At 55.4% G+C, this 13,261-nt stretch carries 12 protein-coding genes; 1 reads left to right on the top strand and 11 read right to left on the bottom strand.

Going from position 1 to position 13,261, the window contains the following annotated elements; all coding sequences use genetic code 11:
• Window position 1 precedes the first annotated feature (1 nt).
• Window positions 2–781 carry a tRNA uridine 5-oxyacetic acid(34) methyltransferase CmoM gene (gene cmoM / locus ACERY3_RS03550; RefSeq protein WP_023311004.1) on the bottom strand — a complete coding sequence of 260 codons (780 nt, stop codon included), beginning with the start codon at window positions 779–781 and terminating at the stop codon, window positions 2–4.
• Window positions 782–905: 124 nt separating this feature from the next.
• On the opposite strand from cmoM, the gene elyC reads away from it, so the two are divergent.
• Window positions 906–1,685: an envelope biogenesis factor ElyC gene (gene elyC, locus ACERY3_RS03545; protein ID WP_058840887.1), complete on the top strand. Its 780-nt coding sequence runs from the start codon at window positions 906–908 to the stop codon at window positions 1,683–1,685.
• On the opposite strand, the gene ACERY3_RS03540 is transcribed toward elyC, so the two are convergent.
• The 10 genes from ACERY3_RS03540 to cmk all read right to left on the bottom strand — a co-directional run bounded on the left by ACERY3_RS03540 (window position 1,662) and on the right by cmk (window position 13,108).
• Complete coding sequence (locus ACERY3_RS03540) at window positions 1,662–2,555, bottom strand: YcbJ family phosphotransferase (protein WP_047651301.1); 894 nt, start codon at window positions 2,553–2,555, stop codon at window positions 1,662–1,664. The genes elyC and ACERY3_RS03540 overlap by 24 nt on opposite strands.
• A 142-nt stretch (window positions 2,556–2,697) precedes the next feature.
• A complete protein-coding gene (gene kdsB, locus ACERY3_RS03535; RefSeq protein ID WP_373225059.1) occupies window positions 2,698–3,444 on the bottom strand; it encodes a 3-deoxy-manno-octulosonate cytidylyltransferase in 747 nt (248 codons plus the stop codon).
• Window positions 3,441–3,623, bottom strand: coding sequence for a protein YcaR (ycaR, locus tag ACERY3_RS03530; RefSeq protein ID WP_006174474.1), 183 nt, complete (start codon window positions 3,621–3,623; stop codon window positions 3,441–3,443). Before ycaR ends, kdsB begins: the two co-directional genes overlap by 4 nt.
• 45 nt (window positions 3,624–3,668) lie before the next feature.
• Window positions 3,669–4,898, bottom strand: coding sequence for a winged helix-turn-helix domain-containing protein (locus tag ACERY3_RS03525; protein ID WP_058840888.1), 1,230 nt, complete (start codon window positions 4,896–4,898; stop codon window positions 3,669–3,671).
• Between the two features lie 44 nt (window positions 4,899–4,942).
• Entirely contained in the window at window positions 4,943–5,920 is a 978-nt protein-coding gene (gene lpxK, locus ACERY3_RS03520) for a tetraacyldisaccharide 4'-kinase (RefSeq protein ID WP_058840889.1), read from the bottom strand.
• Window positions 5,917–7,665: a lipid A ABC transporter ATP-binding protein/permease MsbA gene (gene msbA, locus ACERY3_RS03515; protein ID WP_033145094.1), complete on the bottom strand. Its 1,749-nt coding sequence runs from the start codon at window positions 7,663–7,665 to the stop codon at window positions 5,917–5,919. The genes lpxK and msbA overlap by 4 nt, the downstream gene beginning before the upstream one ends.
• A 36-nt stretch (window positions 7,666–7,701) precedes the next feature.
• Window positions 7,702–9,966, bottom strand: coding sequence for a ComEC family protein (locus ACERY3_RS03510; protein ID WP_058840890.1), 2,265 nt, complete (start codon window positions 9,964–9,966; stop codon window positions 7,702–7,704).
• A gap of 215 nt (window positions 9,967–10,181) precedes the next feature.
• Complete coding sequence (gene ihfB, locus ACERY3_RS03505; protein ID WP_008499965.1) at window positions 10,182–10,469, bottom strand: integration host factor subunit beta; 288 nt, start codon at window positions 10,467–10,469, stop codon at window positions 10,182–10,184.
• A 170-nt stretch (window positions 10,470–10,639) separates the two neighbouring features.
• Window positions 10,640–12,313: a 30S ribosomal protein S1 gene (gene rpsA / locus ACERY3_RS03500; protein ID WP_014169387.1), complete on the bottom strand. Its 1,674-nt coding sequence runs from the start codon at window positions 12,311–12,313 to the stop codon at window positions 10,640–10,642.
• A gap of 111 nt (window positions 12,314–12,424) precedes the next feature.
• The gene (gene cmk / locus ACERY3_RS03495) at window positions 12,425–13,108 is read right to left on the bottom strand and encodes a (d)CMP kinase (protein ID WP_013097305.1); all 684 of its coding nucleotides are present in this window, start codon (window positions 13,106–13,108) and stop codon (window positions 12,425–12,427) included.
• Window positions 13,109–13,261: the final 153 nt, after the last annotated feature.

Here is a 13,261-nt window from a genome sequence, read left to right as displayed (position 1 = left end):
GTTATCCTTGCATCTGCGGCTTGTGCGCGGTGACGTGAATATAGCGGCCAAGGCTGATAAAAGGCTCCTGACGGCAATACCGCGTTTCTAATTCTGTTAAGGTGTCAAAACAGTCACGCTGTTTGTGTTTTTCACGCAGATAATCATGAAACACCCTGACGCCCGTCTTCCCGACTATCTGCCAGCCAATCGCTTCCAGCCAGCCATAAACCTGCTGTGGATCGCGCGGATAGTCCGGGGAAAGCGTGCGCTTTTTCTTTTTGGGCATCCCGACCTGCACATAGTCGAAGTTTCCTGCAACCATGTTGTGCATCAGGAAGCCGTTAGCATTGTAGAACATCAGCGACAGCGTGCCGCCCGGGCGCAACATCGACCACAGGGTTTGTAACACGCTTTGCGGATCGGCAACCCACTCCAGCACCGCATGAAACAATATCAGATCAACCTGGGTTTCCAAATGCTGTGCGATGTCCTGAGCGGCGCATTGTATAAAATGCATGTTGTCGCTCACACCTTTCTCTTCTGCAGCACGCGTCGCGCGGGCGACCATTTCAGCAGAAAGATCGCAAAGCGTGACGTGATGACCGCGCTCGGCCATTTTTATCGCCGTCTGCCCTTCACCGCCACCGGCGTCCAGCACGCGCAACGTTTGCCCACCAAAGGTGGCCAGAATGGTGTCCAGATCCTGCCAGAGGATCGTCTGACGGAGCTGCCCTTTCGTGGTGCCATAAATGTTGCGCGAAAACTTTTCCGCGATGTCATCAAAATTGCGATCCCGCATTGGGAGAGTTCCACTCGCTAACTGCAAAACCGCTATTTTGTCACACCCGCGCGGAGAATGAACCTCTCTGGTGTAATATCACGGGTAATCCCCTGCTATATGGTCAAAAAAGGAACCAAAAAGGATGCTTTTTACCCTTAAGAAATACATTGGAGGGATGATGCTTCCCCTTCCGCTGCTGCTCATCATCATCGCGCTGGGGCTGGCGCTAGTGTGGTTCAGTCGCTTTCAGAAGAGTGGTAAAACGCTTATCACGCTCGGCTGGTTTGTCCTGCTGCTGTTGAGCCTGCAGCCGGTCGCGGATGGTCTGCTACGCCCCATCGAAAACAAATACCCAACATGGCAGGGAAATCAGAAAGTGGCGTACATCGTGGTGCTGGGCGGCGGATATACCTGGGATCCTGACTGGGCCCCCAGTTCAAACCTGATCAACAACAGCCTGCCGCGGCTAAACGAAGGCATTCGCCTCTGGCTGGCGAACCCGGGATCAAAAATGATCTTCACCGGCGCGGCGGCCAAAACGAACCCGGTGAGTACGGCTGAAGCGGGCGCCAGGGTCGCAGAATCACTCGGCGTGCCGCGTTCCTCGATTATCATCCTGGACAGCCCAAAAGACACCGAAGAAGAGGCTGCCGCAGTGAAGCAGGCAATTGGCGATGTCCCGTTCTTACTGGTGACCTCCGCCTCACACCTGCCGCGCGCGATGATTTTCTTCCAGAAGCAAGGCCTGCACCCGCTTCCCGCACCGGCAAACCAGATGGCCATCGACGCGCCGCTCAACCCGTGGGAACGGGCGATCCCATCCCCGGCCTGGCTGATGCATAGCGATCGCGTCGGTTATGAGACGCTCGGACGCCTCTGGCAGTGGCTGAAAGGATCGTCAGGCGAGCCAGGGCAAGAGTGATTTTGTTGCCAGATCGAAATTTGCGCGATTAAAACGTCCGGTGTTGACCAGCTGCGCGACTTCGTCCCAGAGCAGGTAAAGCCAGCGCCGCCAGAGAAACGCTTCTGCAACGGGTGCGCGTTGAAGGTAGTGCCACAGTAGACCTTCCGCCGCCCCGCTGTCGCTGAGCCTGAACAGCTCGTATTCGCGCGGAGCCCAGAGCATGATCCCCGGCCCAAGCATCGCCAGAAGCTGATCGCTGCGGGAGTCCTTGAGCATGCTGCGCAGGGTGAAATTACCGTGAATCAGCACGCAGTTGTCATTAAAACCGTCGAATAGCGCCGGTAAGCACTCGCGGGTGCGAAACAGAATACGTTTGTCCTGCATGGTTAAACCGGTATTGCTGAACTGGTTAAGCGTTCCCCACAGCACTTCCACCCGCTGGCGATACCACAGCGGCCACAGGTTTTCCTGAGTGCTGTCGACCGGACCAACAAGCCCGCGGCTATCCTGACGGTGCCAGGCCAGCAGCGCCTCGACAATCTGGTCTTTTAACTGCTCCCAGCGTTCCGGCGTGCGCGCGGGCGCTTCAACGGGCACGCCGCGTAAACGCTCAATCAGCAGCACGTCCGGGCCGGGGTGTTCCTCGTGGGTCATCACGCCGTACACCGTCGGCATACGGACGGTTCCCTCCCGCGCCAGCATCGACATTTTCCATGCCAGCTGCCTGGCAACGCCCGGCGAGGTGAAACTTCTGGCCATCAGCGGCATTGGGTTGCCCTGACTGTCATACAACGACCAAAGCGCGGTATCGGCCTTTTCACTCACGCATTCAACCCGGCTTAATTTCTCACCCAGCAGATGGCTAAGTTCGGCACGCAGCTGTTCCATATGAGATTACCCCCATTAAGACTACTGCTTTTATAATGAGCGTCCTGAAGGGAGATGTCACCCGGAAGAGAACAATTAGGAAAAAGAAAGGGGAATTAGCGAGGGAGAGAACATCCCTCCGACAGGAGGGATGCAGGCGGTATTAGCGCAACTCGGCGCGAACGCGCTCAAGATCTTCCGGCGTATCAACGCCCGTTCCAGGCACTTCGCTGGCAACGGCAACGTGAATTTTTTCGCCGTACCAGAGCACGCGAAGCTGCTCCAGCATTTCGATATGCTCCAGCGGACTCGGCGCCCAGGTAACATACCGACGAATAAAACCGGCGCGATAGCCGTAGATCCCGATATGACGCAGGAAAGTATCACCGATAGACTCTTTAGAGAGCGCAAAGCGATCGCGATCCCACGGGATGGTGGCGCGTGAGAAATAGAGCGCATAGCCTTCGGCATCCATGACCACCTTCACCGCATTCGGATTGAATGCCTCTTCAGCGTGGTGAATAGGCACCGCGAGCGTCGCCATACCGACCTGACGCTGAGCCAGGTTTTCTGCCACCTGACGGATAATCACCGCCGGGATCATCGGCTCGTCACCCTGAACGTTAACGATGACCGTATCATCACTGAAGCCACATTTTTCAACCACTTCCGCCAGACGCTCGGTGCCGGACTGGTGATCGGCGCGGGTCATGCACACCTCACCGCCAGCCGCCTCAACCGCACGGGCGACGTCAGGATGCTCGGTAGCAACAATCACGCGATCGGCACCGGATTCACGCGCACGCTCAAGGACATGCACAATCATCGGCTTGCCGTTGATATCCACCAGCGGTTTACCCGGAAGACGCGTTGAGGCATAACGCGCAGGAATAATGACAACAAAACTCATGGTTTGCTCTCTTCTGCCACCAGGGAACGAGCTTCATTTTCCAGCAGCACCGGAATGCCGTCACGCAGCGGGAAAGCCAGGCTGTCCAGCTTGCAAATCAGCTCCTGTTTGTCCTGGCTGTAGTAGAGTTTGCCGTTGCATACCGGGCAGGCAATAATTTCAAGTAAACGGTGATCCATAGTTCCTCCGTATGGGTAATCGCTAAAGCTTAACACATTCCCTTTTCAGGGAGTGCCTGTTTCCCAGCCACTTCGACAGGATGTAAACAGTCCGTCGGGCACCCGGCCCAGCGTCACGTCGCGAGCACCCTGCCAGCGCGCGAATTCGCTAATGGCGAACGTTAACCCTTTTTCCAGGCTCGCCGTCACCCTGACGCCCTCTTCCAGATAAAGCGCAATAATTTCAAGCGTGCCGGTCTTGCGGTGCATTTTGGCGTCCATACGCCCGACCAGTTGCCCCTTATGCAGCAGCGGGAGAACAAAGTAACCATACTGGCGCTTTGGCGCTGGGGTATAACATTCCAGCCGGTAGCTAAAATCGAACAGCTGCTCGGCGCGTTTTCTGTCCCAGACGACCGGGTCGAAAGGCGACAACACCGCACTGTGGGTTGCCTGAAGTTTCCCCTCCAGGGCCAGAGGAAGTAGCGGGAGGAGATCCGCATGCAGCCACATTTCGCCCAGCGTTTCCACCGTGACGGGGATGACGCGCTGTTCGCGTTGCCAGATGTCCAGCAGCGGTATCAGTGCGGGCTGGCGAAGGCGGTAATAGTCTGCCAGCCATTGCGTGCGGAAAATCCCCAGGCTGCGGGCGCTGTTTTCGAGCATGATGGCCTCGGCCGCCTCCTGGGTAAGCAGGTCACGCTCGTCGTCCCAGTGCGGCATCACGCGATGCGTCAGGTCGTAGACGCGCTGAAAATTACGCCGCTCAATCACCATGACTTTGCCAGAGGTAAATAGCCCTTCGAGATGACGTTTATGCGGCTTCCACTCCCACCAGCCGCTGGTGCCTTTGCGCGGGTGTTCAAAATCGGCGGAGCGTACGGGACCGTTTTCCTGAATATGCGCGATAAGCTGCTCAATTTCGGCAGCATGTTCCAGCATCCACGCCTGACGGTATTTCCAGCCCATCTTTTCTGGAGCAAGCATACGGTGGCGAACCAGGGCGAAATCGCTGCGGGGCAGGAAGCAGGCTTCGTGCGCCCAGTACTCCATTAACTCCCCCTTGCTGAGCGCCTCATCCAGCCACTGTGAAGGATAATTCCCCAGGCGGCTAAACAGCACCAGGTAAGGGCTTCGCGCCACGATGTTAATGGTGTCGATTTGAAGCAGCGACATGCGCTGGACGGTCGAGAGAATATCGGCAGGCTGCGCGCGGCGGCGGGGCTTTTTAAGCAGCCCCTGCGCGGCAAGGTGTAAATGACGTGCGGCTGAAAGCGAGAGTTGCGGTAAAGACATGCGTTATCCTGTCAGTCAAAGCGCCACCAGAACCGCGTAGGCCTTTACTGCACCAACGCAATCAGTTCCTGGAGCAAGTGTTCCGGCTGCTCGCCGCTGAGTTCAGCGTCAACCGGCAGATACCACCAGTTATCTTTCGCAAAGGCACGGCATTTTACCGCATCTTTTTCGGTCATGATCAGAGACTGCCCGGGTACGGTCAGGGCGTCTACCTGCCCTTCCACCAGCGCCTGATGGTCGGCCAGCGGAACGCGTTTTTCCAGCCGGGCACCACAGTGTTCCAGCGTCGCGAAGAAGCGCGGCGGATGGCCAATCCCCGCCATCGCCACCGGTGAAGGCAGCTCAGCAACCGCCCGGCGTTCCCCCGTCACCAGATTGATCGCCAGGCCTGGCTGCAGGTACATCGGGATTTCACCCGCTTTTGCCTCACCGCCGTTCACAATCACCGCATCAACGGACTTAAGACGCGAAGCGCGTTCGCGCATAGGGCCGGCCGGCAGCCACCAGCCGTTACCGAAGCGGCGAACCCCGTCGATGACCACAATCTCTTTATCACGCGCCAGGGCGTAATGCTGCAGGCCATCGTCAGTGATAATGATTTGTACCGCGTGTTCGGCAAGCAGTGCCTGAACGGCGTCGCTGCGCACCGGGGAGACCGCAACCGGCGCGCCGGTACGCTGGAAAATCAATACCGGCTCATCACCCGCTTCGGCAGTTGTGGTTTCCGCCTTCAGCAGCAGCGGATAACGCGCCGCTTTACCGCCATATCCGCGCGATACCACCCCCGGGCGGATACCGCGTTTTTGCAATTGCTCCACCAGCCAGATTACCACCGGCGTTTTACCGTTGCCGCCCGCCGTAAGATTACCGACCACCACAACCGGAACCGGCGCGCGCCAGGCACGTTTCAGCCCCAGACGGTAAAGCAGACGGATAATGCCGCTCACCAGGCCGTATAGCCAGGAGAGCGGCAAAAGCAGCAGCCATAGCGGAGATTCACCGGACCAGATGCGTGCAATCATTCGCCAAACTGCATCTTATGAAGCTGGGCGTAAACGCCGCGGTGTTCCAGCAAATCAGCATGGCTTCCGCGTTCAACAATGATACCGTCCTCAACCACGACGATTTCGTCAGCCTGCTCGATAGTCGACAGACGGTGCGCAATCACCAGCGAGGTACGGTTCTTTTGCAGCTCATCCAGGGCAGACTGAATAGCGCGTTCAGATTCCGTATCCAGCGCTGAGGTCGCTTCGTCCAGAATCAGGATCGGGCTGTCGCGCAGCAGCGCACGCGCAATGGCGATACGCTGACGCTGACCGCCGGAGAGCAGCACCCCGTTCTCACCGATTATCGTATCCAGACCGTTATCCATCTTGTTGATAAAGTCCATTGCGTAGGCCATACGCGCGGCGTTCTCAATCTGCTCGCGGCTGTATTCATCCGTGCGCGCATACGCAATGTTGTTTGCCACAGTATCGTTGAACAGGTGCACGTTCTGGGAAACCAGCGCCACCTGGTTACGCAGCGACTGCAGGGTATATTCCCGCAGGTCATGACCGTCCAGGAGGATCTCACCTTCGTTAATATCGTAGAAACGGGTGATCAGGCTGGCAATGGTCGATTTACCCGAGCCGGAACGGCCCACCAGCGCCACGGTTTTACCCGCCGGAATGGACAGGTTGATATTACGCAGCGCCGGCGTTTCACGTCCAGGATAGGCGAAAGTGACATTGCGAAATTCAACGTCGCCACGGGCGCGCTCAATCTCGCGTGTACCTTCATCTTTTTCCTGTTCGGAATCCAGAATGCTGAACAGCGTCTGACAGGCGGCCATCCCGCGCTGGAACTGGGCATTCACGTTCGTCAGGGATTTCAGCGGACGCATCAGTGCAATCATAGAGGAGAAGACCACGGTGATGGTACCCGCCGTCAGCGTCTCCATGACGCTAGGGAAGCTTGCGGCATACAGGACGAATGCCAGCGCCAGTGACGCTATCAGCTGAATAATCGGGTCAGAGATGGAAGAGGCCGAGACCATTTTCATCCCCTGCAGACGCATTTTATTGCTGACTTTATCGAAGCGTTTGGTTTCGACGTCCTGACCGCCAAAAATCAGAACTTCTTTATGCCCTTTCAGCATCTGTTCCGCGCTGGTCGTCACCTGCCCCATCGTGTTCTGCATATTTTTACTGATATTGCGGAAGCGCTTTGAGACGACGCGGATAGCAATAGAAACTATCGGTGCCAGAACGATAAGGATGATCGACAGCTGCCAGCTGTAATAGAACATCATCGCGAACAGGCCGATGATTGACGCACCCTCACGCACAACGGTGATCAGTGCGCTCGAGGACGAGGAGGCAACCTGCTCTGAGTCGTAGGTAATACGGGACAGCAGCGTCCCGGTAGACTGCTTGTCAAAGAACGAGACCGGCATGCCCATCATGTGGCTGAACAGGCGACGGCGCATGGTCATCACCACTTTCCCTGATACCCAGGAAATACAGTAGCTGGAGATATAGCTGGTGATGCCGCGTAAGATCATCAGTCCGATAACCACCAGAGGCATCCATAGCAACACTGAGCGATCCGTTTTACCAAAACCGTCGTCCAGTAACGGTTTGAGAAGCGATAGCATAAAAGTATCGCTGGCTGCGTTGAGGATTAACGCTACTCCCGCCACGATCAGGCCTGTTTTAAAGGGCGCAATCATCGGCCAGAGTCGGCGGAAGGTTTGCCACGTGGAGAGATCTTTGTCGTTATGCATTCAAAAAACCAGCATTCGTTGAAATAGCCGCATATTCTACCCGTTATCGACGGGCTCGCCAAACCACTGATGATACCAAACGGGTAAAAATTGCTCTCGCAAGCGCCGGATTTGCCAGTGATGTTGCGAGAATGTCACCGATATTTGTCCAGAATGAGGGGTATCGTGCCAGATGTACCCCTCTTTTCGATAGCGTCGAACAACTTTTGCCGACGGGAATCGCCATGCGTTATAGCGGGCCGCTGAATCCAGGGCGATCTGACCTTCCACCCGCTGTACCAGCGGCAATGACGACGAAGTATTGCTGCCATGATGGGGCACCTGTATAAGCGTGGACGTCAGATAACGCCAGTAATGGCTAAGCATAGCCTGTTCCGCTTGCGCTTCAATGTCCCCTGTTAGCAGAACACTCTGCTCACCGTCGTCCACCTTGACCACGCAGGAATGGTTATTTCCCTGAGCCGGGTAATTTTCGGGGGGCCAGTGGACGGTGAAGGAGAGTCCCTGCCATTTCCATCTCTGCCCGCGAAAACAGGGGCGATGTCCCGTCTGGCGCAATGGGCTTCTTACCCACGCGTCAGGCCACGCTTTTTGCAACGATGCGAGTCCTCCCGCATGGTCGAGGTGCTCATGACTGAGAATAACGCCTTCAGGCCGCAGGTGATGCCAGCGAAGCCACGGGATAATCAACCGCTGCGCGCTATCCCCGCCCGACCAGGCGAGCCCGGTATCATAGAGAATGGCTTTCCCCTGCCGTTCAATGACCATCGCCAGCCCCTGCCCCACATCCAGCATATGCAGCGTCCAGCTCTCGCTTTTTTCCGTTCGCCAGAGAGGAAATGTCAGTAAGACACTTCCTGCCAGACAAACGGCTGGAAGGGTTTTCCAGGCACGAAAGCGCCAGCCGATGATGATAAGCCAGGGCAGTAATGTCATGTACTCCCAGCGTTGGTCGACATTTTGCCAGCCGTCAGGCAGGCGCATGAGGAGCCAGAACAGCCCCGCAAGTGACTTATCGGCTGCGAACCATACGACGCTTTCCAGTGCCGCCAGCGGTAGGAGATGAAGCAGCATACCGAGCAGGATCAGCGGCACGGAGACAAACGTCACCAGGGGAACGGCAAGGAGATTCGCGACCAGGGAGGAGATGCTGAAGCCATGGAAAATCAGAACCTGTAACGGCATCAGCAGCATCAACATGCCCAACTGCAGATAGATCAGGTTCAGCAGCGGCCGTAGACGTCGTGCCCTGCGCCAGCCAGGAAGAGGCAGCCACTGAAACCAGAAAATCAGCGCGGCGACGGCAAATGCAGACAAGAGCAGACTCTGCGAGAGTATGGCTAAGGGATCGCTTATCAGGATTGCCGCGATACAGCAAACCCACACCTGCCAGGGAGACCATTGTCGGGCAGCGATCCGCAACATTGCAAGCACAGCAAGCGCGATGACCGTTCGTAGCGCAGGAGGCTGCAGACCGGTAAGCCAGGCGTAGAAAGCGGCAAAGCATAACCCGGCCAGAAGAGGCATTTGCCAGTGGATCCGGTGGCTGGGTAATAAAAACTGGAGCCCACGTGCGAGTAACCAGGCGAGGGATGCCGCCAGCGCGATATGCAGTCCCGAAATAGCCATCAGATGCAGCGTCCCGGTTTCGCGCATCAGGTCTTGTATTTCCCGGGGCATATCCAGACGTTCACCCATTCCCAGTCCGAGGATAACCGCCCCCCATCGGTAAGCAGAAAGGCGGTTTTGCAGTGACATGAGATATTGCGCTCGCAGGCTGCAGCGTCCATCAACGAGTTCCGCACGGGTGAAACGCCCGCTCAGCGTTTGATGGCGGGCAAAAGCGCTGCGCTGAGAATCATAACCGCCGTCGTTCAGCTCGCCGTGGGCAGGCCTGAACCTGAGCGTCATGGTCCAGCGCTGACCGGCACACGCTTTCTGTGGCAGATAATTGCCATACAGCGTTATGCCGGTAGAGGCCCACCAGCGCTTGCCATCAACGCTAAGAATGTTTCCCTGATGCTGCGTTGCGCCATCTGTGGCGGCGATCGCTACCTCAGCCTGCACGGCCCCCGTGGTTAAATGCTGCATCGGCCAGACGCTCTCCTTCGCAGCCAGAATACCCCACACGCAACATAACAGCGTGATACCCGCATACTTCAGTCGTACGTTTCGCCGTGCGGCCAGCACGATCCCGCCAACAATCATTATCCACACGGTGTGACGTGATGGCAGTTCAGGTAACCAGAGTAACGGGGCTATCGCCAGAATGGCGCAGATACTAAGCGCGGGAATTCCCATTGCTACCTCCCTGTTTCAGAGGGGCAGTATGTAATCAGGTAGAAGGAATTGTCAGATGGTAAGAATGCGTTTTACAGCGCGAGCTGTGCTGTTTTTATCGGTTTGCAGAAAACGAAACGGAAAAATGCGGGGCACCTTCAGAATGAAAGCGACAGAGACAAAAAAAGCACCCGCAGGTGCTTTCTTTCGAACCCAGTTTAACCGACTGGCTAAACTCAGTTACCGTAAATATTGGCGCGATCGCGCAGTTCTTTACCCGGCTTAAAGTGTGGAACGTACTTACCTTCCAGCTCGACTTTATCGCCAGTTTTCGGGTTACGCCCGGTACGTGGAGCACGATAGTGCAGAGAAAAACTACCGAAACCGCGGATTTCAATGCGCTCGCCCTGGGCAAGAGTGGAGGCCATATGCTCCAGCATCTCTTTTACGGCATCTTCCACTGCCTTGGCAGGGATATGCGGTTGCTGACTGGCAAGTCTTTCAATCAATTCTGACTTGGTCATGATTCCTCCGGTTCCTTTCAAACCAATTAGCTGAACAGCTCATTAAACAAGGGCGGCCGTAGCCGCCCTTTGTTATTGATTACAGGACGAATCCTGCAATCTGTCAAGTTTGCTCCTCATCCTTCACGCTGTAAATGCGTTACAGCGCAAATGATGCTGAGAACCTGATATTACTCGCCTTTAGCTGCTTTGAAAGCTTCAGCCATTGCGTTGTTAGAGAAGTTTGCATCTTCCTGTTTGTTAACAGTTGCGATTGCATCTTTCTCATCAGCTTCGTCTTTAGCACGAACAGACAGGCTGATTGCACGGTTCTTACGGTCAACACCGGTGAACTTAGCTTCAACGTCGTCGCCTACGTTCAGAACCAGAGTGGCATCTTCAACGCGGTCACGTGAAGCTTCAGAAGCGCGCAGGTAACCTTCAACGCCGTCAGCCAGTTCTACGGTTGCGCCTTTAGCGTCAACTGCAGTCACTTTACCGTTTACGATTGCGCCTTTCTTGTTCAGTGCAACCCAGTTGTTGAACGGATCTTCTGCGAGCTGTTTAACGCCCAGGGAGATACGCTCACGCTCTGCGTCAACCTGCAGAACAACTGCAGCGATTTCGTCGCCTTTTTTGTATTCACGAACTGCTTCTTCGCCTGCAACGTTCCAGGAGATGTCAGACAGGTGAACCAGGCCATCGATGCCGCCGTCCAGGCCGATGAAGATACCGAAGTCAGTGATAGACTTGATTTTACCTTCAACACGGTCGCCCTTGTTGTGGGTTTCCGCGAACTGCTGCCATGGGTTGTTTTTGCACTGTTTCAGGCCCAGGGAGATACGACGACGTTCTTCGTCGATATCCAGAACCATCACTTCCACTACATCACCAACGTTAACAACTTTGGATGGGTGGATGTTTTTGTTGGTCCAGTCCATTTCGGAAACGTGCACCAGACCTTCAACGCCTTCTTCGATTTCAACGAAGCAGCCGTAGTCAGTCAGGTTGGTTACGCGACCAGTCAGTTTAGTACCTTCTGGGTAACGCTTAGCGATAGCTACCCATGGATCTTCGCCCAGCTGTTTCAGGCCGAGGGATACACGAGTACGCTCGCGGTCGAACTTCAGCACTTTAACAGTGATTTCGTCGCCCACGTTCACGATTTCGCTTGGGTGCTTAACGCGTTTCCACGCCATGTCGGTGATGTGCAGCAGGCCATCAACGCCGCCCAGGTCAACGAATGCGCCGTAGTCAGTGAGGTTCTTAACGATACCTTTGACTTCCATGCCTTCCTGCAGGTTTTCCAGCAGCTGATCGCGTTCTGCGCTGTTTTCGGATTCGATAACGGCACGACGGGAAACAACAACGTTGTTACGCTTCTGGTCCAGCTTGATTACTTTGAATTCAAGCTCTTTGCCTTCCAGGTGCAGAGTGTCACGAACTGGACGAACGTCTACCAGAGAACCTGGCAGGAACGCACGAATACCATTCAGCTCAACAGTGAAGCCACCTTTAACTTTGCCGTTGATAACACCGACCACAGTTTCAGCTTCTTCGTAAGCTTTTTCCAGCGTGATCCATGCTTCGTGACGTTTAGCTTTCTCACGAGAAAGCAGGGTTTCACCGAAGCCGTCTTCTACTGCGTCCAGAGCAACGTCAACTTCGTCACCTACCTGGATTTCCAGCTCGCCCTGGGCGTTTTTGAACTGCTCTGCCGGAATGGCGGACTCAGATTTCAGACCGGCGTCAACCAGTACTACGTCTTTGTCGATAGCAACAACAACACCGCGAACGATGGAACCCGGGCGGGTTTCGATTGTTTTTAAGGATTCTTCAAACAGTTGAGCAAAAGATTCAGTCATGTTTAATCTTCAGGTTAATATTAACGTCCACCTGGCTCCGTGCCGGATGGGGTTGTTTCACATACCCGCCGTCAATCCATTGCAGCGGGGGTACTGCTAAATCGGTCGCGATTACGCGAGTGCCAGTTTTTGGCGCGCATATTGTAGCGCTTTTTCAATCACTTGCTCAATAGTTAAACTGGTTGAATCCAGAACTAATGCATCTTCTGCAGGAACAAGTGGGGCGACGGCGCGGTTACGATCGCGGTCATCGCGCTCTTTTATCTCGGATAAAAGGCGATCAAAGTTAACACTAAACCCCTTTTCCTGCAACTGAAGCATGCGGCGTTGAGCACGTTCTTCCGAAGAGGCGTCAAGAAAAATTTTCACTGGCGCATCAGGGAATACCACCGTTCCCATATCGCGTCCGTCAGCGATCAGCCCCGGGGCTTCACGGAACGCGCGCTGACGACGTAACAGCGCCTCGCGAACGCGCGGGAACGCCGCGACCTGAGAGGCCGCATTAGCTACTTCCTGCGTACGGATTTCGCCGCTCACGTCTTCCCCTTCAAGGATGACTTCCAGGTTGCCATCGGTCGATACGAAACGCACATCCAGATGCGCAGCCAGCGGAACCAGCGCTTCTTCAGACGCGACATCCACATGGTGATGCAGCGCGGCCAGCGCCAACACGCGATAGATTGCTCCCGAATCTAAAAGATGCCATTGCAATGCTTCCGCCATCGCTTTGCACAGAGTACCTTTCCCTGCGCCACTCGGCCCATCAATGGTGATTACCGGGGCAACTGCCGTCATCTTTTTCTCCTTAAATAAGGCATACCGTTTACATGAACGCCGCGCATTATACGCGCCAACGTGCGCAACTGTTACCTTTGCGTGCAAATTACGGAATGATTGAAGCAGAGTGTAGAAGAAATGAGCGGAGGTGTTCGTAATGAAGCGTAAGGA

Origin of the sequence: Enterobacter cloacae complex sp. ESBL7, assembly GCF_041679625.1 — a bacterium.
Lineage (GTDB): Bacteria > Pseudomonadota > Gammaproteobacteria > Enterobacterales > Enterobacteriaceae > Enterobacter > Enterobacter asburiae_B.
Note: the sequence above shows the minus strand (reverse complement) of the source record. Positions and strands in the feature narration are given on the sequence as shown.